This window comes from Leifsonia sp. McL0607 (genome assembly GCF_049993355.1).
Taxonomy (GTDB): Bacteria; Actinomycetota; Actinomycetes; order Actinomycetales; family Microbacteriaceae; genus Leifsonia.
Genome location: NZ_CP188253.1, coordinates 1374296 through 1399740, shown reverse-complemented (window position 1 = coordinate 1399740; position 25445 = coordinate 1374296). Strand labels below are relative to the sequence as shown.

The window sequence follows — 25445 nt, the reverse complement described above, 5'->3', positions numbered from 1 at the left end:
TAGGGGGATGGTCGGTGATATCCATTCAAACACCCGGGTCGTGGGGTGGCGTGAATGGGCGAGCCTGCCCAGCATCGGCATTCCGTGGATCAAAGTCAAGGTCGACACAGGCGCGCGCAGTTCGGCTTTGCACGCGTTCGAGCTGGAGGAGCTGCCCGGCGACCGCGTGCGGTTCACGGTGCACCCGTGGCAGGACGCCGACGGCGACGCCACGGTGGTCGAGAAGCCCATCCACGACCGTCGCGTCGTGCGCAGTTCCTCCGGCCACACGGAGGAGCGGATCGTCGTGCTCCTGGAACTCGCGCTGGCCCAGCAGACTGTGCTCGCCGAGACCACGCTGAGCAACCGCGACCAGATGGGCTTCCGGATGCTCGTGGGGCGGGAGGCCCTCCGCCAGGGCTTCGTCGTCGACCCCGGGCGCTCGTTCCTCGCGGGGCGGGCGCCGCGGGAGGTGCGCCGTCGCAACCGCGGGCGGTGGGGCTCAGGTGCTGCCAGCACCCCGCCGAGGGGCACGTAAGTGCCCCTAAGACCTCCGGTTTACGGGCACTTACGTGCCCCTCGCGGGTGAAAGCGCGGGTCAGGTCGGGCGCGGACCGAGCGTGAGGTCGACCAGGCGCTCCGGGAGGCCGGGGTCGGCTGGCGTGCGCGCCAGCGCGCGCAGCATGATCGCGCCGATGAGCGTCTCGCTGACCTCGTCGACGGGGAGGTCGGCCCGCACCTCCCCGGACTCGCGGGCCGCGCGCAGCCGCGGCGCGAACAGGCGCGGGTCGGCGAGCGACTCGCGCAGGCGCTGCGCGACCTCCGCGTTCTCGGAGGCCGCGGCTATCAGCGAGCGGAACAGGCCCTCCCCGGACGGGCTCTGGAGCACGGCCTCCACTTCGCCGAGCCAGGCGATGAGGTCGGCGCGCAGGTCGCCGCTGTCAGGCACGGCGAAGCGGTCGGGCAGCAGCATCCCCTCGAGCAGGCAGTCGGCGATGAGCGCGCTCTTGCCCGGCCACCACCGGTAGACGGTCTGCTTGCTGACGACGGCGCGTGCGGCGATGCCCTCGATACTGAGATGGTCATAGCCGCGCTCCCCGAAGAGCGCCGCCGTCGCCTCGAGGATCGCGACCCGCGCAGCCTCGCTGCGCACTGCTCCCCGTCGACCTTCAGACATGCTCACAGCCTACATACATTCAACGAGACGCACCGTTGCGTATTCTTTTCGCCGGGACGTCGAAAGGACCGCACATGGCCGAACTGCTCTACCGCCTCGGGAGATTCTCGGCTCGCCGCGCCTGGACCGTGATCGTGGCCTGGCTCGCGGTGCTCGGCATCGCGGTGGTTGGCTTCCTCATCGGCTTCAAGGGGCTCACCGCCTCCTTCGACATCCCGGGCACGGCGGCGGGCGCGGTCGTCGACGAGCTCACCCACAAGCTGCCCGCCTACGCCGGCGCCTCGGGAACGATCGTCTTCCGCGCCGATGACGGCTCGGCGCTCGACGACGCGCAGAAGAAGGCCATCGGCTCCCTCATCGCCGACGCCGACGGCCTCCCCGACGTCTCTGGAGTCGTGAACCCGTTCTCGACCGAGGCGGAGCGTGCGGCGCGTCAGGCGCAGGTGACCGATGGTCAGACGCAGCTCACGCAGGGGCAGGCGAAGCTCGACGCGGCCACAGCGCAGTTGACCGCGGGCCAGCAGCAGCTCGACGCCGCGAAGGCCCAGCTCGAGGCCGCCCCGCCGGGCAGCATGTCTGCGGAGCAGTCGGCAGTCGCTCAGGCCCAACTCGCCGCTCAGCAGTCGACCATCGACGATGGCCTCGCCCAGCTCGCCGCGCAGCAGAAGCAGCTCACGACGCAGCAGAAGCAGCTCGACCAGGGCGCCGAGCTGCTGAAGCTCTCCCGCGACATCCGGATGGTCTCCGCAGACGGCTCGACAGCGCTCGTCAACGTGGCGTTCACCAAGCCGCGACTCGCGCTGTCCGAGACCTCGAAACATGCGGTCATCGACCACTTCGAGTCCAAGCCGATCGACGGCGTCACCGTCTCGTTCTCCACCGACATCGCCCAGGGCGTGCCGCAGATCGTCGGCGTCGGCGAGGCCGTCGGCGTGGTCTTCGCCGCGATCGTGCTCATCGTCGTTCTGGGATCGGTCGTCGCTGCGGCGCTGCCGATCGTCACCGCGCTCTTCGGCGTCGCGGTCGCGGCGCTCGGTTCACTGGCGTTCTCCGGCGTCGTCGACATGGCCTCCGTCACCCCGGTGCTGGCGATCATGCTCGGCCTCGCCGTCGGCATCGACTACTCCCTGTTCATCGTCAACCGGCACCGCAAGCAGTTGCTGGAGGGTGCGGAGCCGCGGGAGTCCATCGGTCTCGCCAACGGCACCTCCGGCAACGCGGTCGTCTTCGCGGGCACCACCGTGGTCGTGGCCCTGCTCGCGCTCAACGTCACCGGGGTGCCGTTCCTCGGCCTGATGGGAACGGTCGGCGCCATCGCGGTCGTGCTCGCGGTGCTGATCGCCGTCACCCTCACTCCCGCGATCCTCGGCCTCGTGGGGTTGCGCGTGCTGGGCCGCCGCGCCCGTGCCCAAGTCGGCCAGGTGCACCACGACGACACCGCGGCCAAGCCGATGAAGACCGGGCGCGCAGTGGTCACCGCGGTCGGCGCCACTGTCGCGCTGCTGATCGTCGCCATCCCCGTGCTGTCGATGCGGGTCGGCCTGCCCGACGGCTCCTCCGAGCCGGTCGGCTCCACCACGTACGAGGCCTTCACGGTCACCGAGAAGGCCTTCGGCGCCGGCGCCACCGGCCCGCTGCTCGTCACGGCGACCGCGAAGGAGGCCGTCGCGAAAGAGGACGTGACCTCCGTGCAGCTCGACGTCGCGCGCGCCCTCGCAGACCAGAAGAACGTCGTGGCGGTCGCGCCGATCGCCGTCTCCGACGACCGCACGCTGTTCGCGTTCCAGGTCGTGCCGGAGGAGGGGCCGAACAGTGTCTCGACCGAGAACCTGGTCAACGCTCTGCGCAGCCTCGCGCCGATCGACGGCGTTTACGAGCTCGGCGTGTCCGGCCAGACCGCGATCAACCTCGACATCTCCGCGAACCTGGCCTCGGTGCTTCCGCTGTACCTCGTGGTGGTCGTCGGCCTCTCGCTGCTCATCATGATCCTGGTGTTCCGGTCGATCCTCGTGCCGCTGATCGCGACGGGAGGCTTCATCCTCTCCCTGTTCGCCACCTACGGCGCGATCACCGCGCTGTTCCAGTGGGGCTGGGGCGCCGATGCGCTCGGCATCCACACCGGGCCGATCCTGAGCTTCCTGCCGGTCATCCTGGTGGGCATCCTGTTCGGCCTCGCGATGGACTACCAGCTGTTCCTGGCCTCCGGGATGCGCGAGGCGTACGTGCACGGAGCCTCCGCACGGCTTGCGGTCGTCAAGGGGTTGCGGGCGGGCCGCTCGGTCGTGATCGCCGCGGGCCTCATCATGATCTCGGTCTTCGGCGGCTTCATCTTCAGCGAGTCGACCATGATCCGCTCGATCGGCTTCGGACTCGCTTTCGGTGTGCTCGTCGACGCGTTCGTGGTGCGCATGCTGCTCATGCCGGCCCTGATGCACCTGCTCGGCCGATCGGCCTGGTGGCTGCCGACATGGCTCGACCGCATCATGCCGAACGTCGACGTGGAGGGCGCCGCGCTCGAGCGCCGGCACCATGTGGCGGTAGCGCCTGCCGAGGGTGCGGAATCCGGGGACGCCGCTCCGGCCGACCCGGCCCGCGTGTAGCCGACGGCACGGAGCCGTCACCTGCCGCTCCCGCGCGTGCTGCGGCTGAGCTCCTCCGCTGGCGGCGTACCTACTCCCGACGCAGCGAGCGGAGTGTCGTGATGGTGTCGGCCTCCGCGGCGGGCTTGTCGTCGCGGTAGCGCTTGACCCGAGCGAACCGCAGCGCGATGCCGCCGGGGTAGCGGGTGGAGCGTTGCACGCCGTCGATGGCGATCTCGACCACGGTCGTCGGCGACACCCACACCGTGCCTGGCGTACGGCGCACCTCGATCGACAAGAACTCGGCCGTCTGCCACCGCAGCAGCTCGTCCGTGAGTCCTTTGAAGGTCTTGCCGACCATCACGAAGCCTCCGGGCTCGCCGAACGCGCCGTCGGGGTCGCGCGCACCGAGATGGAGGTTGGACAGCAGGCCGCGCCGGCGCCCGGATCCCCACTCGCACGCCAGCACCACGAGGTCGTAGGTGAGCACCGGCTTGACCTTGATCCAGCTCGACCCGCGCCGCCCGGCCGCATAGGGGGAGTCGATCGCCTTGACGACGACGCCCTCCTGACCGGCCGCGAGCGCCTCGCGCGAGACCCGCTCGGCAGTCTCGGGATCGTCGGTGACCTCCCCCGGGATCCGGTATTCGCCGGCCACCCGCTCCAGCTCGTGCCGCCGCACCGAGAGCGGCTCGTCGAGGAGATCGCGGCCGTCGACGTGGAGGATGTCGAAGAACCACGGGTGGAGCGCGGTGGAGCTCCACCGCGCGAACCTGCTCATCGTCTCCTGGAAGGGTCGTGGCCCGCCGTCCTCGTCGAGCGAGAGCGTCTCGCCGTCGAGGATGACGTCGCGGGCCGGCAGCCGGCGCACGATCTCGACCACCTCCGGCACCCGGTGCGTGATGTCGGCCAGGTTGCGCGTGAACACCCGCACGCTGTCGCCCGAGCGGTGCACCTGGATCCGGGCACCGTCGAGCTTGTACTCCACGGAGGCCGGCCCGGTCGTCTCGAGCGCCGCCGCGGCCGACGACGCGGTGGCGGCGAGCATCGGGAGCACAGGCCGGCCGACCTGCAGCCCGACGGCGTCGAGCTCGTCAGCCGTACCGGTGAGAGCGATCACCGCGGTCTCGCCGAGGTCGCCCGTGAGCATGGCGGCGCGGCGGACGCTCGGACCCGGCCGGTCGGCCGCGCGCGCGATCGCGTCGGTGAGCACGCCCTCGAGCGCGCCGGTGCGCATCTCTCCCAGGAGCACGCGGGTCAGGAGGCCCTGCTCGCCGGCGTTCGCGCGCGCCGCGAAGTCGCGGAGCGCCGCGCTGCGGTCGCGCGCCGATCCCGCGCCGCCGAGCGCCGCGAGCTCCCCGAGCAGGGCGTCGAGATCGAGGACGGTGAGGGTCGGCGACTCCTGAGTCGCGGCCTCTCCGATGGCGGCCGAGACCCCGCGCCACCCCACGCCGACGCGACCCTGCCGTGGTCTGCCGACCAGGAATCCGACCGCTGGAGCGATCTCGTCCGGCGCCAGGCCTCCGAGCAGGCCCGCGAGTGCGTCGACCTTGGCCAGCCGCGAGCGCGTGGCCGCGACGGTATCGAGTGTGGTGACAACCGTGTCGAGGAGCACAGGCCCAGTCTGTCCCAGACCTCCGACCTCGGCGCAGGTCGGATCAAGCCGACGGAGTCGCGACCCCGCGTCCCCGGTGTGGAGCTAGGCCCCTTTCCGCCTCCAGCGCGCGCTGCTGCGAGCAATTCCGGAGGTCCTGGCTCACAGGCCTCCGGTCTCCGTCGGAACGGCCACAATACCGCGTGTCCCCGCGGGTGTCCGGAGTTACGGACACTCGGGACGGCCGTTCGGGCAACTCCGGAGGTCACCGACGGCACGCCGCGAGAGAGACCGTTCATCCGGATTCTCGTTGCGAAGTCCGCCCGGACTCCGGAGGAACGGAGCCTGAGCACGCCCCCGCCTGGGCCAAGAACTATCAGACATTCCCTAGAGGCAGCGCGAAGCGAGCCTGCGACGCCGGCGCCGACCGAGCCTACGACCGAGGTGCCCAGCCCGCTCCGAGCACGGCCTCACGCCGACGCAGTCGCGACCCCGCGCCCGAAACTGATCGCGCGCACGATCTGCACGATCCCGAGGACGATCAAGCTGATGCCGGCCAGGATGAACAGCACCACGATCCCCCACAGCGGGCTGAACAGCAGCAAGATGCCCGCGAGGATGCTCAGGATGCCGAAGAAGACCGACCAGCCGCGCGACGGCGAGTCGCCGAGCTGGGCGAGCGTGACCGCCCCCTCCACGATCCACGCGATGCCGACCAGGATGCCGATGAAGGCGGCGAGGAACGCCGTGGTGTCCGAGAGGTTGGCGAACGCGACGATCGCCGCGATCACGAGCAGGATGCCGAAGATGATGTCGAGCGCGCGGGCTCCGCCGCCGATCCCCTTGGCGAAGATCCCGATGCCGAGGTAGGAGATGCCGGAGACGAGCAGCGAGATCGCGATCAGCACCGTCAGTCCGACGGCCGCGGTCTTGGGCCAGAAGACGATGATGACGCCGATGATGAGCGCGACGGCGCCGCTGATCCCGAGTGCGACGCGGACGCTATTGATGACCGACGGCGTCAGGTCTCTGCCGTTGAGCGAGAACGACGCGAAGGCGGACGGCTGGGTGTTGGACATCGGCTGAATCCTTCTCATGAGACGGGCGAACGTCTTCGGACGCTATCGCCACCGCGCGCCACCTGTCTAGAGTTCGGAGACCCGCGCGGTAACAGTGCGCCGCGACCCGGACGAATCGTTGCCGGGCGGCCCGGCTAATAATCCTCGCGGCCTTCGCCGAGAACGGCGAGGGTGTCCTGGTCGACCGCCCAGGCCCGGAGGGCGCGCTCGAGTTGTCTGCGCGTCCAGTCCAAGGTGATGCCCTCGGTGTCACCGAGCCGGTCGAGCTGGTCGAGGCGTTCGGCCGCCGTGCCTTCGAGATCGTCCATGGTTCGTGCCTCCTGACCCGATCCTGACCCTCCGCCCGGTGGCGGTGCAAGAGGGAGGTCCGGTGGCGGGTGGCCGATACCGCGGCGCGGGCCACAGCGCAGCCAGCTCACGTCGAAGCTTCCGGACGCGCTGCGCACCGACCTGTCGCAACTCGCGTCGGCTCCCGCGGCCGACCCATCGCCGACGTGCAGCGGATCGCGACCACCGCGCTCTCCGGCGACCACGGCGCTCAGCTCCAGAAGGTCGCCGACCAGATCGAGCAGACGGTCAGCGCGGCCCACTGACGCCGCGACCATTGCGCCCTCGTTTCCTCTCGCGATTCGCCGAGTGCGTCGGGAGGAAACGACGACGCGTCCGCGACTCGCGCGGTATCCATCGCGAGACGGATGCCGGGAGGGCGCGCGCGGGCGCATGATGCCTCCATGTGGCTCAGGAGGATCATCGTCGCGGTGGCCGCCTACGCGCTCTTCGCGGGTGGGCTCGCGACGCTCTACGTCGTCGTGCAGCAAGACGGCCGACACGCGGTGGAGGACGCCCCGCGCGCCCTCCTCTCCGCGGGCGCGACCACCTCGCCCGCACAGCAGCCGGACCGGCTCGATCTCGAGCACTATCTCGGCACCTTCTGGGTGCGCTACGACGCCGCAGGCAGGCCGACGGCAGGCAACGGCTACCTCAGTGGATCGCTCGCCCAGGTGCCGCGTGGAGTCCTGGAGACAGCGCGGGCCACGGGGGAGGACGCCGTCAGCTGGGAACCGGAGCCCGGCCTCCGGTTCGCGATCGTGGCTCAGCCGCTCGACGAGGGCGTCATCGTCGCCGGCCAGTCCCTTCAACGCACCGAGCAGCGCACCGACCGGACCATGCTCTTCATCGCGGGGGCACTCGTCGCCGGGCTCTTCGTGGTGGGTGCGGCGGTCGCCGGCGACGCGCTCGTCACTCAGCGGCGCCTGACGCCGTAGCGGTGCTCCGGGCGGCCGGTCGCGCCGTAACGGAGCTCCAGCTTGAGCACGTCGCTCTGCTCCAGCTGCGTGAGCGCGCGCTGCGCCGTCGTGCGGCTGATCCCGATCGCGGTCGCCACGTCGTTGGCGGACAGACTGCCGTCGCTGGCCGCAACGGCGTCGTAGACCGACTGCAGTGTCGGGGCCAGCCGGCGCAAGGCGTCCGCCTGGGCCGGGGTGCCGGGGCGCAGGAGGTCGAAGATCCGGTCGATGTCGTGCTGCGTCGCCTCCGCGGGGAACGCGCCCAGGTCGTCGTACGCGCGCCGGAACGCCGTGAGCCGTTCCGCCAGCTGCGCGAAGCCGAACGGCTTGACCAGGTAGTGCAGGGCGCCGAGCTGAACGGCCTGCCGCACTGTCGCGACATCGTTGGCGGCCGAGATCACGATGACGGCGGGCGCCGACGGCTCGGCGAGCAACTGCCGCACGACCTGGAGGCCGTCGCCGTCGGGCAGGTAGATGTCCATCAGCACCAGGTCGGGCTGCAGTTCCCCGGCGAGACGGAGGGCGTCGGCCGCGCTGTGCGCCCGACCGGCCACGCGGAAGCCGGGTACGGCCTCCACGAACCCGACGTGCACCGACGCGACCCGGTAGTCGTCGTCGACCACGAGGACGGTGAGCGAGGGGGATGCTGCGCCTTCGGTGACGTCGCCGCTCATCGCGCACCGCCCGCCGAACCCCGCGCGGAGGCCGCTGCGGCTCCTGGCGACGTCGTCGCGCCTGCGCCGGCCCGCGGCAGCACCACCGTGAACACCGCACCGGGCCCACCGGACACGCCGACGCTGCCGCCGAGCTTCGTCGCCGTCGAGTGCACGAGCGAGAGCCCGAGGCCGCTGTGCCGCGCCAGCGACCCGCGCTTGGTCGAGTAGCCGCTCTCGAAGATCCGCGGCAGCTCGGCGCTGGGGACGCCCGGCCCGTTGTCGGCGACGCGCACCGTGACCGACTCCGGCGTCTCGACCACGCTGACCACTGTCCGCCGCGGGGCCGGCGCGCCCGCGAGCGCGTCGAACGCGTTGTCGATCAGATTGCCGAGCACCGTCGTCAGCGCCTGCGCCCGCTCCGGGGTCTCCCCGAGGTCGGTGTCGGGGGCGATCACCAGATCGATGCCGCGCTCGTTCGCCTCGGCGGCCTTACCCAGCAGCAGCCCGACGATCAGCGGCGAGCCGATGTGCGACCGGAGGGTCGCGTCGAGGTCGGCCGTGGTGCCGCGGATCTCGTTGAGATACTCGAGTGCCTCCTGCGTCCTCCCCAGCTCCAGGAGCCCGGAGACCGCGTGCATGCGGTTGGAGAACTCGTGCTGCTGCGCGCGGATGGACTCGCTGAAGCTGCGTTCGCCGTCGAGCTCCCGCGTGAGGCCGATGAGCTCCGTCCGGTCCTGGAGGGTGAACACCGCGCCGTGCGGACGTCCGCCCAGCGTGACGGGCATCCGGTTGATGACCAGGACGTGGTCGTCGGTGACGGCGATGGCGTCCGTGACCTCGGTCGTGCCGGTCAGCTGGTCGCGGATCGGACCCGCGATCAGCACGTCCTCCAGCAGTCGCCCTCTCGCGCCCTCGGGCAGTCGCAGCAGCCGCTGCGCCTCGTCGTTGACGACCGTGATGCGGCCGGCCGGGTCGATCGCGATGACGCCCTCCCGGATGCCGTGGAGGGTGGCCTCCCGCTCTTGCAGCAGGCGCGCGATCTCGTCGAGCTCGAGCCCGAATGTGCGGCGCTTCAGGAGGCTCGCGAGCGCGAACGACGCGAGCGCGCCGATCGCGAGGGCGAGCACGAACCAGGCGCCGTAGGCGGGCAGTTCGCCCAGGAGCTCACTGGCGACCGAGCTCTCGCGGATGCCGACCGACACCTCCCCGACGATGCGGTCGGAGGCCGGAGCGAACAACGGCACACGCGCGTTCGCGTTGACGCCGGTCGCGCCGGAGTCGGTGCCCAGGTGCACCTTGCCGTCGGCGGCGACCAGCGGCTCCTCCACCTTCTTGCCGATCAGTGCGACGTCGGGGTGCGAGTGCCGAACGCGGTTCATGTCGATCACGACCACGTAGGCGGCGCCCGTGCGGTTCGCGGTCTGCGAGGCGAGGTTCTGGACGGTCGTGGCGCAGTCGGCGCCGCCGTTCGCCATGCAGTTCTGGATGTCCGGGATACCCGCGAAGGTCTGTGCGATGGCAGCGGCGCGCGCCTGGTAGTCGGCGTCGAGGTTGGCGCGCGCGGTCTGCGCGAGGAGCAGGAAGCCGATCAGCATCGAGGCGGCGAGGATCGCAAGCTGAGCCAGCAGTATCTGGCTCGAGAGTCGTCGGATCCGTCGTCGCATCACCCGAAATTCTGTCATCTATGGCTGACCACCGCATGCGCGCAGAACGCCCAGAACCTGCGACAACGCACACAACCGGGCGAATCGCCCTCAAGCGCGACAGCGCACCTCCCGTTCGGCGAGCATCGGTCCCAGACAGGCGCCGGACAGCGAAGCGACCGTCCGGCCTGCATCGGAAAGACAGAGAGGTCTTGACTCATGGGTGAACACCGACCCCGCAGCGTCCCCGGCGCCGCCCCCGCGGCGGACGACGCGGTGCGCATCGACATCGTCGGACTGACGAAACGCTTCCTGACGCCGAAAGGCGACACCTTCACCGCGATCCGCGACGTGACGCTCACGGTCGAGCCCGGCCAGTTCTGCGCCATCGTCGGCCCGACCGGCTGCGGCAAGTCGACCACGCTGGCGCAAGTCTCGGGCCTCGAACGGCCGAGCGCCGGTTCGGTCAGCGTCGGCGGCCGCATCGTCGACGGGATCACGAGCGGCGTGAGCTACATGTTCCAAGCCGACTCGCTGTTCCCCTGGAAGACCGTGCTCGCCAACGTGATGATCGGCCCGATCCTGCTCGGCACGCCCAAGAAGGAAGCCACCGTTCTCGCGCTGGACTGGCTGCGTCGCGTCGGCCTCGCCGGTTTCGAGGACCGCTACCCGCACCAGCTCTCCGGCGGCATGCGCAAGCGCGTCGCGATGGCGGCTGCGCTCATCAACAACCCGCGCATCCTGCTCATGGACGAGCCGTTCGGCGCGCTCGACGTGCAGACCAAGGCGATCATGCAGACCGAGCTGCTCACGCTGTGGGAGGAGCTGCGGCCCTCCGTCCTCTTCATCACGCACGACCTCGACGAGGCCGTGGCGCTCTCCGACCGGGTCGTGATCATGACCAGCAGCCCGGGGACGGTCAAGGACGTCTTCGACATCGACCTCCCGAGGCCGCGCGGCGACGTGCAGGAGATCCGGCACGAGCGGCGGTTCATCGAACTGCAGGGGCGCATCTGGGAGTCCCTCCGCGACGAAGTGACGCGGGCGTACGAGCAGACGGCAGGAGCGGCGGCGTGACCACCATGACCATTGCAGAGAATCTGACCCCGACAGTCGACCGGGAGATCGAGCTCCGGGCATCCGCCCGCCGCACGCATCGGCGACGCGTCGCCTGGGTGTGGACGGGCCGCGTCGCCGTCGCCGTCATCGTGCTCGGCGGCTGGCAGTGGTTCACCTCCACCGGCTGGATCGACAAGTTCTTCTACGGCCAGCCGTCCGGCATCTGGGACAGCCTGGTGCACCTGTTCACGCAGGGCACGGCGTTCGGGACCATCTGGGAGAACCTGTGGATCACGGTCCAGGAGGCCTTCCTCGGCTTCCTGCTCGGCACGGTGCTGGGTGTCGTCTTCGGCATCCTGCTCGGTTCCAACCGCTACCTCGCGTCGGTGTTCGGCCCCTATATCAAGGTCGTCAACTCCATCCCGCGCATCGTGCTCGGCTCGATCTTCATCGTCGCCTTCGGCCTCGGGGTCTTCCCCAAGGTGCTGCTCGCGGCCGTGCTCGTCTTCTTCGTCGTCTTCTTCAACGCCTTCCAGGGCGTGAGGGAGGTCGACCAGAACCTGATCGCGAACGTGCGCGTGCTCGGTGCGTCACCGTTCCAGGTCGCGCGGCACGTGACCATCCCGTCGGCCATGACGTGGATCATCGCGAGCCTCCACACGGCGTTCGGCTTCGCCATCATCGGCGCCCTGGTCGCCGAGGTGCTCGGCGCACAACACGGCGTCGGCCTCATCATCAGCCAGGCGCAAGGCAACTTCGACCCGAACACGGTCTTCGCCTGCATGGTCATCGTCGCCGTGGTCACCCTCGTGGCCGAGTACCTCATCACCCTGCTCGAGAAGTCCCTTCTCAAGTGGCGTCCGCCGAGCCGTTCAGAGGCCCAGGCGATCTGAGCCCCACCAGTCCTGCAATGAAGCAGCGCCGGCCCCGGCCGGCACGACGAAAGGAACACATCCCATGAAGAAGCGCAGCATCGCAGCCATCGCGGCGGCGGGCGTCGTGGCCCTCGGGCTCGCAGCCTGCAGCGGCGGGGGAGGCGGCACCGCGGCCGCGGGAGGCTCGAGCGCCGGCCCGCTCCCGACCGTCAAGATGATGGTCGGCGGCATCGACAAGCAGATCTACCTCCCCTACCAGCTGGCGCAGCAGCTCGGCTACTACAAGAAGTACGGCGTCAACATGGAGCTGTCGACCGAGCAGAACGGCGGCGTCGGCGCCGAGGACGCCATGGCCTCCGGCCAGGTCGACCTCGCCGGCGCGTGGTACATCCACACCGTGGACTTCCAATCCAAGGGCAAGGACGTCGTCAACCTCGTGCAACTGTCCGGGGCTCCCGGCGAGCGCGTCATGTGCAGCCCGAAGAGCGGCGTCTCGTCGGCGGCGGACTTCAAGGGCAAGAACATGGGCGTCACCGACCTGGGTTCGGGCACCGACGAGCTGACCCAGTTCCTCGCCGCCCAGCAGGGGATCGACAAGAAGCAGTACAACACCATCGCGGTCCACGCCGGTTCCACCGCCATCGCGGCCATCCAGCGCGGCAGCGCCGACTGCGTGATGACCACCCAGCCGACGGTCGGGGCGCTCACCTCCCAGAAGCTCGCCACCTCGGCGGTCGACCTGGCCACCACGAAGGGCGCGACCAAGGCCCTGGGAGGCGCGTGGCCGGCCGCCGGTCTGCTCGCGCAGGCCAGCTGGGTCAAGTCGCACCAGGACGTCGCCCAGAAGGTGGTCGACGCTCTCGTCGCGACGATGCACTGGATCGCGAGCCACTCGGCCGCCGACATCGCGAACAAGCTGCCCCAGGACTTCGTGCAGAACAGCACGATCTCCAAGCAGCAGTACATCGACGGGCTGGCCACCGACAAGGGACAGTTCCTACCCGACGGCATCATGCCCGCCGGCGGCCCGAAGGTCATCTTCCAGATGGAGAAGACCATCGGTGTCGACACGTCGAAGGTGAAGATCTCGGACACCTTCACGAACAAGTACGCCGATGCGGCGAACAAGTTGGAGGGCTACAAGATCACGACGAAGCCCGCCGGCGCGGACGGCTGAGCCCTCCGCTGCCATTCGCGAATCGCCAGCCCGCCCGGTGCGTCCAACCATCCACTGCACCGGGCGGGCTTTCGCGCGTCGGCCGAGTGCCGAGGGGCACGTACATGCCCCTACCCGCGCGTTTTACGGGCGTCTACGTGCCCTTCGGTGGGGTTATCCGAGCGGGCGCGTCGCGCGGATGCGCTCGACGGCCCCGGAGCGCAGCCGCTCGTGCTCGACGACCTCCAGGCCCACGGCCTCCACTTCGCCTCGGTGCCGCCGGGTCAGGTGCTCGCCCTGCGTCGGGATCGTGAACCGCTCGATCAGCCACTGCCCGACGAACACGACGGCGCGGTCGCTGCGGGTGTGGTCGACGAGCACGACGGAATCACCGGGGACGACCACGCGCGCCATCTCGGCGAGAGCGACCTCCGGCCGCGGGATGGAGCAGAGCGCGAGCGCGCACACCACGGTGTCGAAGGAGGCGTCGGCGAACGGCAGCGCCTCCGCGTCGCCCTGCCGCAGCTCGTCGCCGACCCCGGTCTCGGCGGCCCTGGTGCGCGCGATCGCCAGCATCTCCGGGCTCAGGTCGATGCCGACCAGCTCGATGCCCGACGGGTAGTACGGGAGGCTGCGGCCCGTGCCGACCGCGACCTCCAGCACCCGGCCGGTCGCGCGTGCGGCGACCCACTCGCGGCTGCCGTCGAGCATGGTGCGCTCGGCGCGCTCGACCTTGCGGTCGTAGCTCGCGGCCTGCCGACGCCAGGCGCGCTGCTGGCGGCGGGTCTCCTTGGAGGTGCTCTGGTCGGTCACTGTGCCATTGTGCTCTGGCTCAATTCGTAGGCGCAGCCGGGGCCGATCGATTTGTCTAAAAGTCTTCCTGCGCGTGATGCTGACGCTGGATGAAGGCAGCCATGTTGGGGACCGTGAATGCGACCCGACCGCGCTCCGGCATGTAGATGATCCCCTTGTCAATGAGGTTCTGGCGCGAAGGTGAGAGCCGAGCGGGTTTGACATCCAGTCGTAGTGCGATTTCGGCTGTTCGGGAGCCGCTGTCGCCATCTGGTGCCATTGCGCGCAGGTAGGTCCGCTCCGCCGGCGTGGCGCGATCCCAGCGTGCAGGGAAGAAGCCCATATCGAGCTCCGCATTTCCATCGGCGATGGCGGCCAGTGCATCCTCTGTCGAAATTTCCTTGTCTCGCGCGATTTCCCAGACCGCTTGACCGTACGTCTGAAGGAAGTAGGGGTAGCCCTGCGCGGCGTCGACGATCGTCTCCGCTGCGTTCGCCGCGAACCGTGCGCCTTGGCGCTGCGCAGGAACGACCAGCGCATCCATGGCTGAAACAGGACTCAAGGCCCCGATCTCGCGATAGTTGAACAGTCGCTCGGCGTATGATCGTGCATCGCTGAGAACCGATGGCAGCGACGGAAGACCTGCCCCGAAGATGAAGAACGGCCAGTTCTTCTGCCCCGCCCGGTGCTGCGCTGCCAAGAGTGCGACCAGCAGTTCGTGATCAATGTCCTGCATCTCATCGATGAACAATGCGAAGGCCGATGATGTCTGTTTCAAGGCCGGGGCGAGATCCTCGACAACCTCTTCGAAGTCCACCTCGAGCTGGCCGCTATCGGCTCGCCCAGGAGCGGAGTCAACTCCGATTTCGATCGAGGCGACGCCTAATGAGAGGCTGAACGACTTCACGGTCCGGAGGGCATCCTTCACGGCATTCGTCGCATGACGCGTTCGCTGAAGACGTCGGCTGGCCAAGAGGAGCCCGCGTCCGAGCTTCTGTCGAATAGCCTCCATGCCGAGGTCGGTGGAGCGCCCCTCCAGCTCAATGACGAACCACTCGGCGTGCTCTGCTTGCTCGCGGAATTGATTGAGGAGCACAGTCTTTCCCACGCCCCGCAAACCGTGGAGCACAATTCCTCGACTGTGCAGGTTTCCGCGCGACCGCGCGACGACCAGATCGAATGCGTCGATCTCTGCCTGACGCCCGACCAAGTAGGGCGGAGTGAGGCCTGAACCGGGGGAATATGGATTGAGCTCAGGGTGCATCACGTCACTCTATCTTTTTCTATAGAAATATAGCGATGTGCATAGATTGACTTAGAAAAGCGAATTGTCCCTCATACCTCAGCCCATCCGCACCAGTGTCGACTGCTACCCCGCCGATCCGCTCGGCGGCATCGCCGTCGTCGAGGGCAGCACGGTCATAGTGACTGGTTCGGGCGACAACCCGAAGGTCAACGACGCGAACGTCATCTGCGGAGGGCGTGCACACGGTCAACGCCACGGTCTACCTCATCGACTCCGTTCGGATGCCTCCGACCACGTAGGCCCGGGCGCGCCCACCCGGAACCAACGACGTGCCCCTCGGCGTCAGTTGCGCCGGGTTCGACGGGCGAAGCTCGGCGTGGCGCGCGGAGGGCAGCCTCCACGCGGAGGAGGGTCTCGTCGTCCTCTGTCAGAGCCGCAATGCTGCGCCGAACGTCGCGGGCGAATCGGCGCTGCTCACGCGAGGGGCGTCGACGCACGCTCACGGGAGGCCGCCGTTCTGAGACGGCTCTGCGATGTCGGGTGCGGCCGCGTCGAGACTCGGGGTGTCCGCCTTCTGCGTGGCCGCCCAGCTGTCGAGCAGCTTCAGGGCGTCCTCGGACGGCGTGCCGGGGTCGGCGGTGTACACGTTGATGCGCAGGCTGGGTTCGCCGGGCAGCTCGAGTGCCTCGAAGGCGAGGTCGAGGTCGCCGACGATCGGGTGGTGCACGCGCTTGCGCCCCCGTGCGGTGGTACTTCACGTCGTGGCGCGCCCAGCGCACGCGGAACTCCTCGCTGCGCGTGCTGAGCTCGCCGACGAGGTCGGTGAGGTCCTTGTCGTAGGGGTTGCGGCCGGCCGCCGAGCGGAGGATCGCGACGATGTCGTCGGCGGCCTGCTCCCAGTCGGAGTAGAACTGCCGGGACTTCGGATTGAGGAACGTGAAGCGCGAGTTGTTGGGCGGCTGCACAGTCTCGGCCATCAGGTCGAGGTAGAGCGCGCGTCCCAGCTCGTTGGCGGCCAGGACGTCGCCGCGGTCGTTGCGCAACCACGCGGGCGCGCCCGTGATGGCGTCGATGACGCGCTGGAGGCTGGGCCGCACCGTCTGCGGACTGCGGCGCCGGCGGGCGCGCGGCGCGACGGCGGCGGCGCGCGCGAGGTCGTAGAGGTGCGCGATCTCGGCGTCGTTCAGCTGCAGCGCGCGGGCGAGGGCCTCCAGCACGCTGTCGGAGGCGCCGGACAGGTTGCCGCGCTCGAGGCGCGTGTAGTAGTCGACGCTCACGCCGGCGAGCATCGCGACCTCCTCGCGGCGCAGGCCCGAGACGCGGCGGTTGCCGCCGTACGCAGGCAGTCCGGCCTGCTCGGGAGTGATCCGGGCGCGGCGGGAGGTCAGGAACTCCCGCACGCTGTCGCTGTTCGCCATCCCCGAATTGCTCAGTCCCGGATCGCCCATACCTCGACGCTACGCCGTGCGTGTCGGCCGTGGGAGGCACTGGTACGGCCTCCCTGGCGCCGTGCAGCGGGCTTAGCGTGAGACGCATGACCATCGAACTCACTCTCAACAACGGCGTCACGATGCCCGCGCTCGGGCTCGGCGTCTTCCAGAGCCCGCCGGAGGAGACGACCGCCGCCGTGGAGGCCGCGCTCGCGACCGGTTACCGGCACATCGACACCGCCGCGGCCTACGGCAACGAGCGGGAGGTCGGCGAGGGCATCCGCCGCTCCGGCCTCGACCGGTCGGACGTCTTCGTCGAGACCAAGGTGTGGGTCTCGGACTACGGCTACGACGAGACCCTGCACGCGTGGGAGAAGGCCACAGGCAAGCTCGGGATCGAGCAGCTCGACCTCCTGATCCTCCACCAGCCGGCCCCAGACCGTTTCGAGCAGACGATCGCCGCCTACAAGGCACTGGAGTCCCTCCTCGCCGACGGCAGGGTGCGCGCGATCGGCGTCAGCAACTTCATGCCGCAGCACCTCGATCGTCTGCTCGCGGAGACGAGCGTCGTGCCGGCGGTGAACCAGGTGGAGCTGCACCCGTACTTCACGCAGCCGGACGTGCAGGCCGCCGACGCGGCCGACGGGATCGTCACCCAGGCGTGGTCGCCGATCGGCGGGATCACCTTCTACCCCGGCTGGGGCGAACAGCGGCGCAACGTCCTGCAGGACCCGGTGCTCGCCGAACTGGAGACCGCCCACGGCAAGACGCCGGCCCAGATCATGCTGCGCTGGCACCTCCAGCAGGGCCGCTCCGCCATCCCGAAGTCAGTGAACCCGGGCCGCATCGCCGAGAACTTCGATGTCTTCGACTTCGAGCTCAGCGACGCCGACCTGGCCCGCATCGACGCCCTGGACGCCGGCGTGCGCAACGGCCCCGACCCCGACGTGCCCCGCCCGGAGCGCTTCGCGATGGCGATCCCGGAGGCGTGAGCCCTTCTTCTTGCTCCGCCGAGGGGCACGCAAACTCCCCTAAAAGAGCGAAATACGGGCGCCTACGTGCCCCTCGGCGCAGGCTACCGCCCTACCGTGCTCGTACCCGGCCGCAGCTCGACCGGGAGCATGACGCGCTCGTGGCGGTGGTCGGGGGCCGCCTCGTCGAGGACGAGCCGGATGGCCTCCTCGCCCATGCGGAAGCCGGGGAGGGTGATGGAGGTGAGGGTGACCCAGTCCGTGTACTGGCCGTCGTGCGTGCCGTCGAGTCCCATCACGGCGACGTCCTCCGGGATCCGCAGGTCGCCGCGCTTGCGCAGCACCGTGAGCGCGCCAATGGCGAGGTCGTCGGTGATGGCGACGACGGCGAAGCGCTCGTCGACATGGCCGCTTTCATCGACGACCTCGGCGAGGAGGTCGGCCATCGCGGTGCGGCCGTGCTCGACGCGGAGGCCCTCGGTGACGACCACCGTGAGGTCGAGTCCGAAGCGCGCCGCGGCCTCCTCGATGCCGCTGCGGCGATCGGTGATGGGCTGGGCGGCGTCCGGGGGCGAGAAGTAGTAGACGCGTCGGATGCCGAGTTCGGCGAGGTGCTCGCCGGCGATGCGGCCGGCCTGCCGGTTGTTCATCAGCACCGAGCACCAGTCGCCGGGTTGGTCGTAGTTGATGACGACGATGGGGCGCACGTGGCTGCGGATGCGGTTGATCCCGTCAGTGGGGTCGCTCATCGCCGCGTAGAGGATGCCGCTGGTGCGCTCCTCGGCGAAGAAGTCGAGCAGCTGATCCTGCTGGTCGGTCACCACCAGCGGTTCGAAGGACTCGAAGGCGTAGACCGCGTTGGCCATCAGGAGGCTGAGGCCCTTCCTGCCTGCGGTGATCTGAGCGCCCCTGGCGATGTCGACGAAGAGCCGGTTGATGATGTCGGGCACGATGAGTCCGATGCCGTCGCTCCTGCTGCGCTTGAGGTCGCGGGCGGCGGCGTTGCGGATGTACCCGAGGCGCTCGATCGCCGCGCGGACTTTGTCCCGGGTCGCCGGAGTGACGCGTGACGGCTGGTTCATCACATTGGACACCGTCGCGAGCGACACCCCCGCCTCCCGGGCGACCGCCTGCATGGTGGGCAGCTTGTCACCCGTCATGGCGTGCGGTCTCCTCTGGATGGTGCGGACTGGTGGCGTCATCATCTCATTCCCGCCACCGCGGGCGGGAGTCAGCCGTCCTGGCGGGCGCGAAAGGCGCTCGCCGGCCTGCTGCTCGTCGTGGCGCCCGGCGGCGGCCACGGCCTCGACGCCGTCGGGGTGGCGCTCGCGGTCACCGCGATGCTCGGTTGCGCCGGCTACTACGTGATCGCCGCCCGGCCGCCGGACGGCCTCCCGCCCGTCGCGCTCGCCGCGGTCGTCGGCGTGCTCGCGACCGCGCTCGCGGCGTGCTCGCGACCGCGCTCGCCTACGCGGCCGGCATCACGGCCGCCGGCCTGCTCGGCTCGCGGCTGAGCTCATTCGCCGGGCTGCTGGAGGTCGTGGCCGCGACCGTCTACGCGTGGCTGCTGCTGGGGGAGTCGCTCGGCGCCCCCAACTCGTCGTCGGCGTGCTCATCCTGGCCGGCATCGCACTCGTGCGAGCAGAGCCCGCCTCCACCACCGCCCCCACCCCTCCCGCTCTCGCGGAGCCCGCGAAGGGCACGACGTTGTCGCTCTCGCGCGCCGAAAGCGACAACAACGTGCCCTCGGCTGACGCACGACGCGAGCACGGGTACGCGACTCAGCGGCCTTCCGAATGGCCCGTGTCGAGCGCGTCGAGGGTGACCAGGTCCTCCGCACTCAGTTCGAAGTCGACAGCGGCGTTCTCGACGATGCGGCTCGGCGTCGTCGACTTGGGCAGCGGCAGGATGTCGCGGTGCAAAAGGTACCGGATGCTCACCTGGGCGACGCTCGTGCCGTACTTCTCCGCGATCGCCGCGATGTCGCGGTTGCCGATCAGCTCGCCGGTCGCGAGCGGCGAGTACCCCTCAACGCGGATGTCGTGCTGCTGGCAGAACGCCGTCGTCAGCGGCTGGGTGTGACCGACGAACCACCGGATCTGATTCGCGTGCGGCACGACGTCGGTCGCGGCGAGGAGATCCTCGAGGTCGTCGACGACGAAGTTGCTCACGCCGATCGAACTGGTCTTGTCGGCGTCGTAGAGTTCCTCGAAGACCTTCCAGACTTCGATGTTGCCCGCGCGGTGGTCGGTGCCGATCGCTGTCCACGGCCACGGGGCGTGGATGAGGTAGAGGTCGACCGGCCCGAGGTCGAGGAGGGCGAACGAGCGCTCGAACGCCCGCCGCGCACCCGCGGCGTCCTTCACCTCGGCCGGGCACTTGGTGGTGATGAAGATCTCTTCGCGCGGGATCCCGCTGTCGCGCACCGCCCGTCCGACGCTCTCCTCGTTGCCGTAGGCGCGAGCCGTGTCGATGTGCCGGTACCCCGCGTCGAGCGCCGCACGGACCGAGTCGTAGGTCTGCGGACCGTCGGGGATCTGCCACGTGCCGAACCCTATTCTCGGGATGCGAACACCGTTCGAGAGCGTGAAGGTGTCGGTCAGCACCGGCATGGGGAGTCTCCTTTTTTTCGGGCCCGGCGCTCATGGTAGACCTCAGTCAGGGGTGGGGATACGCCCCGTTCAGGAGGGAGCGTGGCACGGTGAGGTGAGTGGATCCCCTCAGTCCGCCGTGTGGCGCATGACGGAAGATCGAGATTCGCCTGGACGCTCGGCGACAGAACCTCTGGTCATGAACATCATCGACGGCGCGCCAGCAGAGGCCGCAGCAGGCGCGGGGTGTGAGGTTCGTGGCGATCACCGGCACGCCAACCGTCATGGGTGCAACGTTGAGGTGGCAGTTCCCGCTGGCGGCGGGGAATGGCGCCGAGGTCGCGGTGATCGGCGCCATGGGGACGACGGTATCCGGTGACGTGGTGAGCTGCGTCGGCATCGACTCGGGCCGCGCTTGCGGCCGTGCTGCTCGTCGCGGACACGTGGCTGCGCCGCCACGACGGTGCCCGTGCAGCCCGTTTCCCCGGCGCCCCCTAGTAGTACTTGGTTAGGTTGGTCCGGCGCGTTTGCAGTAGGGGCAGTGGCTGAGGAGTCGGATGACCGCGGTTTGGAGTTCGCGGAGGATCTCGTAGAAGCTCAGGCTGCCCCTGCTGCTTTTGGGTCGGCGGCCAGTCGTTGGGTGGTGATGAACAGGTGTGCGGCGGTGACGAGGGTGACGTGGTGGTGCCAGCCGAGCCAGGTGCGGCCCTCGAAGTGGTCCAACCCGAGGCCGTGTTTGAGTTCGCGGTAGTCGTGCTCGATGCGCCATCGGATCTTCCCGAGCCGGACGAGCTCGGTGGTCGGCGTGTCGGGCGGGAGCGTGGAGAGCCAGTAATCGGTGGGCTCGGTGGCGTCGTGGGGCCACTCGATCAACAACCAGCAGTCGGGCAACGACCCGTCTGGGTTGCGGGGCAGGTTTCGGTTCGCGGGACGCACTCGTGTTGCGGCAAACCGGCTGGTCATGGCACCTTTCGACCCTTGCCGCCAGGACGCTTGCTGGAACGCGCCGGCGGGCAGGGCCTCGGCGTAGGCCTTCGCCTGGACCGGGGTGCTCCGGTAACTGGCCGTAGTGAACGGGCGCCCCCGTTTCCCGGTCTGTTCGGGCATCTCGAACCGGGCGGCGGCATCGTGCACGCTCGTCGACGACTTCACCTGCACGATGTAGGGGATCGCTCGTTCGGTCAGGCCGGTGCGGAAGGACCCGATCTCCCCATAGCCGGCATCGCCGACCATCACCGGCGGGCGCAGCCCCCACGAGCCCAGCTCGTCGATCATCTCCAGCGCGAGTTCCCACTTGGCGCGGTGCCGGACGGTGTCCGGGATCTGCGCCTTCACCCGCCGCGCCGCGATCTGCTCAGCGTCCTCGTTCGTATCCGCGCATGCGTCGTCCCACGACTCTGGCAAGAACAGCCGCCACCCCAGCGGACACGACGCAGCATCGGTGACAGCATGCACGCTGACGCCGATCTGCACGTTCCCGATCTTCCCCAAGGTGCCCGAATACTGGCGGGCGACGCCAGGAGAGGCCGGGCCGTCTTTCACGAACCCGGTGTCATCAACCACCCACGCTTCCGGGCCGATCAGTCCGACGCCCGCACGCGCGAGCTGCCTGCGGACCGGCTCGACCGGCCACCGCGACGAGGACACGAACTGCTGCAACTGCTGATAATCGATCCCCAGCCGATCACCCATCGGCTGCATCGACTTACGCCGACCCTCCAGCATCAGCCCCTGCAAATACAGGCCACCCTTCGACCGCTGATCCTTCCGCGCAAGCGACGCGAAGACCTCGCCCACGAACTCGTCCAACTCCCCGCGCACCCGCTCGATCTCAACCCGATCCACCCCGCGAGATTAACAGCCTCAGCCAGAGTTAACAAGACCTAACCAAGTACTACTAGACGCGGTGCCCGGGAGGAGGACCTGGCCCGGGCGCCGGTAGCCGGCGGGTGAGCTCAGCCGGAGATGCGGATGCTGTGGTTGAGTTCGCCGAGGGCCGTGTCGAGGTCGGTGTCGGTCTCGCAGATGGTGGTGAAGCCGATGACTTGGTGGGTGCTGATGGAGGCGCGAGCGAGGATCCTCCGGTGCTGCCCGGGCTCGGGGTCGGGGTCTGTCCAGGTGAGCACGTCGGCCTGGTAGGGGCCGTCCGGGCCGAAGCCGACGACGTCGTCGACGAGGGTCGCCTCGAGGTCCTGGACTTGCAGGCCGGTGATTGCGCGGAAGGCGCTGATGGTGGCGGCCCGGTCGGTCGTGGCGAGCACGTCGGGGCGGTGCGAGTCGGTGCGGTTCTTCCAGGTCAGCAACGTGCACGAGTTGATGGTGGAGGTGAAGGTGGCCTCGCCAGCAGAGTCCGTGTTCGCGGTGGGCGTCCATGCGGTCTGGTCGACGTACCAGCGTGGCGCTGGCAGGTCGAGGTCGGAGTCGAATCGGTAGTGGGCGGTGGCGAGGTAGGGGTCGCGGCCGTGGTCTTGGTAGCTGTCGTCTGCGGTCAGCCTCCAGAAGAGAACGGCGGGGCCGGTGGCGAGGATGGCGAGCAGGGCGAGGATGATGGCCATGTGTTTGGTCCGATCATGCCACCGGCCGGGAGGTGGTGGGGAAGTGGGTGTGCTGGTCACGGGGTGAGTCTCCTGCCGGTCAGCTGGTGGCGATCGCGATGGAGGCGTTGTCAGGTCCGGTCGCGGTTTGCAGGGCGGATTGGTCGGCGCATTCGATGTGGAAGCGGATGAACAGGTCGACGTCGGTGAGCACCCGGGCCACGCTGCGGTAGGCGCCGTCCTTGTCCGTTCCGTTCGTCTCCAGGACGTCGACCCGGCCGATGTGTTCGGGGTCGTTGCCGTACCGGATGGTGCTGAGCTTCCAGTCGCCCTTGACGTCGGCGATGTCGTAGCCAGTGAGTTTCGCGATGACGATGACGGTGCTGGCACGGTCCGCTCCGGCCTGGATGGCGCCCTCGATCACTGAGGCTGGGGAGGCGTTGACGGCGAGGGTGCATCCCTGGATGTGGAGGGATTGGAATCGTGTCGCCCCGCTGCTGTCGATGACGCCGACTGGTTCCCAGTAGCCCGGGTGTGCGACTGCTTCGGCGTCGTCGAAGTCGATCGGGGTTATCCAGGGCAGACCGTCGTTGGGGTGGTGCGTGGGCGTCGGCGTGGCGTTGTTCGGTTGTGTAGGCACGGAGCGGTTCAGTGTCGCAGTGCAGCCGCAGGCGAGCAGGACCAGGGCGGCGGCGACGAGGACCTGGGCGCCGCGGGTGGAGAACATGCAAGCAGCCTTGCACAGGCGGGCCACAATCGACCGGCCGGGTGCGGGCCGGTCAGAGGTGGATGTGGAAGGTGCTGTTGTGCTCGCCCGATAGCGTCGTCCGGGCTGCGCTCCGATCTCATGGCGGGGACGCGCCAGGTCTAGCGTGGGCCGGGTGTGCGGAGACCGGTTTCGTATGCGGCAATCACGAGTTGAGCGCGGTCGTGGGCGTAGAGCTTGGTCATGATGCGGCCGACGTGGGTTTTCACGGTGGCGGGCGAGATGACGAACTCGTCGGCGATCTGCGTGTTGTTGAGGCCCTGGGCGACGAGGAAGAGGACTTCCCGTTCGCGGTCGGTGAGTTCTTCTAGTCCGCGGAGCGGTCGTTCGTCGGCGGGGTCTTGCGGAAGGGGCCGGACATATCGGTCGATGAGCACCTGGGTCGCGTGCGGAGAAAGTAGGGATTCACCGGCACGGACGATGTGGATGGCACCGAGGAGGTCGTCGGTGTTGGTGCCTTTGCCGATGAAGCCACTGGCGCCAGCGCGGAGGGCGTTGACGACATATTCGTCTTCCTCGAAGGTGGTGAGGATGAGAACCCGCACGTCGGCGAGGTCGTGGTCGGCGCAAATCTCCTGGGTCGCTTCGATGCCGTTCTTGTTGGGCATCCGGATGTCCATCAAGACCACATCCGGGTGGAGCTGTTTGGCGAGGTTGACGGCTTCTACCCCGTCTGTGGCTTCGCCGACCACGGTGAGATCGGGTGCGAGGGCGATCAGGGAACGGACGGCGGATCGGATGAGTTCCTGGTCGTCGGCAAGGAGGACGGAGATGGTCATGATGCCATTGTTTCGGACACGTGGGGTGCGGCAGCAGGCGTCGCGAGAGGGATGAACACCTGGTACCGATACCCGGTGCCGGTGGGGCCGGTCTCGACGTGACCACCGACGACTTCGACGCGTTCGCGGATGCCTTGGAGTCCATGACCTGATGGGGGGACATCAGCTGCGGCGGTCGGTTCGTGTGCAGAGGTTCGGTTGGTGATGGTGATGGCGAGCTGGGTGGCCCGATACTGCAGCAGGACGTGTGCGCGGTGTTCGCTACCGTGCTTGTGGGCGTTGGTGAGGCCTTCCTGAATGGCACGGTAAGCGACGCCGGAGACCGCCGTGGGAAGGCTGACCTGGCGACCCTCGGTGCGGGTGGTGATCGTGAATCCGGATGACGTGTACCCGGCGATCAGCTCATCGAGGTCGTCCAGAGTGGCGACAGGCACATCCTCGTCGCCGATGTCGGCGCGCAGCATGGCGAGCAGTTGACCGATCTCGGTGAGGACGGCTCGCGCGGCGGTGCGGATCGTTACGAGAGACTGTTCCGCCAGTGTCGGATCGACGCGGAGGGAGTTGGTCACGACATTGGCGTGAAGGTTGATCACGGTGATCTGGTGGGCGACGGTGTCGTGGAGGTCGCGAGCGATCCGGAGTCGTTCCTCGGCAACGCGGCGGCGGGCTTCGGATTCCCGGGTCTCCTCGGCATGGAGCGCCCGTTCGGTGATCGCCGTGATGTATGCCCGTCGGGACCGGGTCGCATCTCCCGCGATCGCGGCGGCAGCCACGACCGTGGCGAGCGGCAGAATCCGTAGGTCCAGGATCTGCCCTCTCCCGATCATTTCGAGCACGATCAGCACCACGACGGTGGCTGCGGTGGCGACCAGCGTGGTTCGGCGGGTGGCGCGGAGTGCGACACCGAAAGCTGCGATCACGACGGGGACGACAAGGAGGAGCATCGTGGGGTTCGTGATCATGCCGGCGAGCAGAAGGACGACCGTCCCAGCGAGGGTCGCCGTCGGCCACCGTCGTCGGAACAGGAGGATGACCGTCGCGGCAATCGGGAAGACCAGGAGCCAGGGCGAATGGAATACTGCCGAGGGGATGGCCCGGTGGTCGGAGGCGTCTCCCGTCGGCAGCAGCGCCGCTCCGATCACGACGAACGCAACGATCAGGTCGGCCAGTGCCGTCGGCAGTCTTCTTCGCACGGGTACAACGGGGCGGCCGGATTGGTTCATGGGACTCCGAGAGAGGACGGCGGTCGGTGC

At 69.0% G+C, this 25445-nt stretch carries 23 protein-coding genes and 2 pseudogenes; 9 read left to right on the top strand and 16 right to left on the bottom strand.

The window, feature by feature from the left end:
* Positions 1-7: 7 nt before the first annotated feature.
* Positions 8-517, top strand: a complete 510-nt coding sequence (locus tag ACPPVW_RS06715) for an ATP-dependent zinc protease (protein ID WP_426625739.1) — start codon at positions 8-10, stop codon at positions 515-517.
* 60 nt (positions 518-577) lie between these two features.
* On the opposite strand, the gene ACPPVW_RS06710 is transcribed toward ACPPVW_RS06715, so the two are convergent.
* Entirely contained in the window at positions 578-1156 is a 579-nt protein-coding gene (locus tag ACPPVW_RS06710) for a TetR/AcrR family transcriptional regulator (protein WP_426625738.1), read from the bottom strand.
* 74 nt (positions 1157-1230) lie between these two features.
* Here ACPPVW_RS06710 and ACPPVW_RS06705 point away from each other — a divergent pair, with 74 nt between their 5' ends.
* Positions 1231-3756, top strand: coding sequence for an MMPL family transporter (locus ACPPVW_RS06705; RefSeq protein ID WP_426625737.1), 2526 nt, complete (start codon positions 1231-1233; stop codon positions 3754-3756).
* A gap of 70 nt (positions 3757-3826) precedes the next feature.
* Here the strand turns inward: ACPPVW_RS06705 and ACPPVW_RS06700 are convergent, their stop codons facing one another.
* The 3 genes from ACPPVW_RS06700 to ACPPVW_RS06690 all read right to left on the bottom strand — a co-directional run bounded on the left by ACPPVW_RS06700 (position 3827) and on the right by ACPPVW_RS06690 (position 6716).
* A complete protein-coding gene (locus ACPPVW_RS06700) occupies positions 3827-5350 on the bottom strand; it encodes an ATP-dependent DNA ligase (RefSeq protein WP_426625736.1) in 1524 nt (507 codons plus the stop codon).
* Positions 5351-5799: 449 nt separating this feature from the next.
* Entirely contained in the window at positions 5800-6408 is a 609-nt protein-coding gene (locus tag ACPPVW_RS06695; protein WP_426625735.1) for an HdeD family acid-resistance protein, read from the bottom strand.
* A gap of 134 nt (positions 6409-6542) precedes the next feature.
* Positions 6543-6716: a hypothetical protein gene (locus tag ACPPVW_RS06690; RefSeq protein WP_426625734.1), complete on the bottom strand. Its 174-nt coding sequence runs from the start codon at positions 6714-6716 to the stop codon at positions 6543-6545.
* A gap of 423 nt (positions 6717-7139) precedes the next feature.
* On the opposite strand from ACPPVW_RS06690, the gene ACPPVW_RS06685 reads away from it, so the two are divergent.
* Positions 7140-7673: a hypothetical protein gene (locus ACPPVW_RS06685; protein ID WP_426625733.1), complete on the top strand. Its 534-nt coding sequence runs from the start codon at positions 7140-7142 to the stop codon at positions 7671-7673.
* On the opposite strand, the gene ACPPVW_RS06680 is transcribed toward ACPPVW_RS06685, so the two are convergent.
* Together ACPPVW_RS06680 and ACPPVW_RS06675 are read right to left on the bottom strand one after the other, a co-directional pair.
* Positions 7652-8368 carry a response regulator gene (locus ACPPVW_RS06680; protein ID WP_426625732.1) on the bottom strand — a complete coding sequence of 239 codons (717 nt, stop codon included), beginning with the start codon at positions 8366-8368 and terminating at the stop codon, positions 7652-7654. The two genes, ACPPVW_RS06685 and ACPPVW_RS06680, sit on opposite strands and share 22 nt — an antisense overlap.
* On the bottom strand, positions 8365-10014 hold the full coding sequence (locus tag ACPPVW_RS06675) for an ATP-binding protein (protein WP_426625731.1): 1650 nt from the start codon (positions 10012-10014) through the stop codon (positions 8365-8367). Before ACPPVW_RS06675 ends, ACPPVW_RS06680 begins: the two co-directional genes overlap by 4 nt.
* 198 nt (positions 10015-10212) lie before the next feature.
* Between ACPPVW_RS06675 and ACPPVW_RS06670 the strand changes: the two genes are divergently transcribed.
* The 3 genes from ACPPVW_RS06670 (at position 10213) to ACPPVW_RS06660 (ending at position 13104) form a co-directional block, all read left to right on the top strand.
* Positions 10213-11070 carry an ABC transporter ATP-binding protein gene (locus ACPPVW_RS06670; protein WP_426625730.1) on the top strand — a complete coding sequence of 286 codons (858 nt, stop codon included), beginning with the start codon at positions 10213-10215 and terminating at the stop codon, positions 11068-11070.
* 5 nt (positions 11071-11075) lie between these two features.
* On the top strand, positions 11076-11945 hold the full coding sequence (locus ACPPVW_RS06665) for an ABC transporter permease (RefSeq protein WP_426626260.1): 870 nt from the start codon (positions 11076-11078) through the stop codon (positions 11943-11945).
* A 64-nt stretch (positions 11946-12009) separates the two neighbouring features.
* Positions 12010-13104, top strand: coding sequence for an ABC transporter substrate-binding protein (locus ACPPVW_RS06660; protein WP_426625729.1), 1095 nt, complete (start codon positions 12010-12012; stop codon positions 13102-13104).
* 153 nt (positions 13105-13257) lie between these two features.
* Here ACPPVW_RS06660 and ACPPVW_RS06655 read toward each other — a convergent pair whose 3' ends face one another.
* Positions 13258-13896, bottom strand: coding sequence for a class I SAM-dependent methyltransferase (locus tag ACPPVW_RS06655; RefSeq protein ID WP_426625728.1), 639 nt, complete (start codon positions 13894-13896; stop codon positions 13258-13260).
* Positions 13897-13951: 55 nt separating this feature from the next.
* Positions 13952-15139 (bottom strand): ATP-binding protein, encoded by a 1188-nt coding sequence (locus ACPPVW_RS06650; RefSeq protein WP_426625727.1) that lies wholly within the window; start codon positions 15137-15139, stop codon positions 13952-13954.
* Between the two features lie 124 nt (positions 15140-15263).
* Between ACPPVW_RS06650 and ACPPVW_RS06645 the strand changes: the two are divergent.
* Positions 15264-15420, top strand: a pseudogene (locus ACPPVW_RS06645) (fasciclin domain-containing protein); the annotation flags it as partial.
* A gap of 200 nt (positions 15421-15620) precedes the next feature.
* Here the strand turns inward: ACPPVW_RS06645 and ACPPVW_RS06640 are convergent.
* A pseudogene (locus tag ACPPVW_RS06640) lies at positions 15621-16539 on the bottom strand (helix-turn-helix transcriptional regulator).
* Positions 16540-16655: 116 nt separating this feature from the next.
* On the opposite strand from ACPPVW_RS06640, the gene ACPPVW_RS06635 reads away from it, so the two are divergent.
* Positions 16656-17543: an aldo/keto reductase gene (locus tag ACPPVW_RS06635; RefSeq protein WP_426625726.1), complete on the top strand. Its 888-nt coding sequence runs from the start codon at positions 16656-16658 to the stop codon at positions 17541-17543.
* Positions 17544-17626: 83 nt separating this feature from the next.
* Here the strand turns inward: ACPPVW_RS06635 and ACPPVW_RS06630 are convergent, their stop codons facing one another.
* Positions 17627-18682, bottom strand: a complete 1056-nt coding sequence (locus ACPPVW_RS06630; protein ID WP_426625725.1) for a LacI family DNA-binding transcriptional regulator — start codon at positions 18680-18682, stop codon at positions 17627-17629.
* A gap of 3 nt (positions 18683-18685) precedes the next feature.
* On the opposite strand from ACPPVW_RS06630, the gene ACPPVW_RS06625 reads away from it, so the two are divergent.
* Entirely contained in the window at positions 18686-19036 is a 351-nt protein-coding gene (locus ACPPVW_RS06625; protein WP_426625724.1) for a hypothetical protein, read from the top strand.
* Positions 19037-19303: 267 nt separating this feature from the next.
* On the opposite strand, the gene ACPPVW_RS06620 is transcribed toward ACPPVW_RS06625, so the two are convergent.
* The 6 genes from ACPPVW_RS06620 to ACPPVW_RS06595 all read right to left on the bottom strand — a co-directional run bounded on the left by ACPPVW_RS06620 (position 19304) and on the right by ACPPVW_RS06595 (position 25415).
* Positions 19304-20134: an aldo/keto reductase gene (locus ACPPVW_RS06620; protein ID WP_426625723.1), complete on the bottom strand. Its 831-nt coding sequence runs from the start codon at positions 20132-20134 to the stop codon at positions 19304-19306.
* A 576-nt stretch (positions 20135-20710) separates the two neighbouring features.
* On the bottom strand, positions 20711-21958 hold the full coding sequence (locus ACPPVW_RS06615) for an IS701 family transposase (RefSeq protein WP_426625722.1): 1248 nt from the start codon (positions 21956-21958) through the stop codon (positions 20711-20713).
* Positions 21959-22068: 110 nt separating this feature from the next.
* Positions 22069-22668 carry a hypothetical protein gene (locus ACPPVW_RS06610; RefSeq protein ID WP_426625721.1) on the bottom strand — a complete coding sequence of 200 codons (600 nt, stop codon included), beginning with the start codon at positions 22666-22668 and terminating at the stop codon, positions 22069-22071.
* 79 nt (positions 22669-22747) lie between these two features.
* Positions 22748-23374, bottom strand: a complete 627-nt coding sequence (locus ACPPVW_RS06605; protein ID WP_426625720.1) for a hypothetical protein — start codon at positions 23372-23374, stop codon at positions 22748-22750.
* A gap of 140 nt (positions 23375-23514) precedes the next feature.
* Entirely contained in the window at positions 23515-24192 is a 678-nt protein-coding gene (locus tag ACPPVW_RS06600) for a response regulator (RefSeq protein ID WP_426625719.1), read from the bottom strand.
* A complete protein-coding gene (locus ACPPVW_RS06595; RefSeq protein ID WP_426625718.1) occupies positions 24189-25415 on the bottom strand; it encodes a histidine kinase in 1227 nt (408 codons plus the stop codon). The genes ACPPVW_RS06600 and ACPPVW_RS06595 overlap by 4 nt, the downstream gene beginning before the upstream one ends.
* Positions 25416-25445 lie beyond the last annotated feature (30 nt).